General features: G+C 45.5%; 1 protein-coding gene. It reads right to left on the bottom strand.

Annotated elements, in window-relative coordinates; all coding sequences use genetic code 11:
* Positions 1-3 precede the first annotated feature (3 nt).
* A partial coding sequence (locus AB4486_RS23695) for a glycoside hydrolase family 9 protein (protein WP_372119023.1) occupies positions 4-325 on the bottom strand: 322 nt, incomplete at its 5' end.

Consider the following 325-nt stretch of genomic DNA (forward strand, 5'->3'; position numbering starts at 1 on the left):
ACCTCAATCAAGCTGCCCTTCATCTAAAGCAGAAGTAACCCATACTAGCGGCGCATTCCAGTTGATGGTTATCTCGTTCAACGTCCAAGCTCCAATATTATCGCTGTAACACGTTTGTCCAACACATTTGCCTTTCATCACAGCGGCAATAGGATCACTAAAACTTACCGAATTTGGGCCTCCAATTAACGCACCCGGCGCTGGTTTTGGTGAACTTTCATCAGCAGCGTAAGCCCAGAATCGATGATGAGGATTCTCAGCAGGTTTCGTTCCATAACCAGTAACATAAGAGATATTCATCGGGTTACCTCCGAGGATATAATCC

Source organism: Vibrio sp. 10N.222.55.C6, from assembly GCF_041473395.1.
Taxonomy (GTDB): domain Bacteria; phylum Pseudomonadota; class Gammaproteobacteria; order Enterobacterales; family Vibrionaceae; genus Vibrio; species Vibrio crassostreae_C.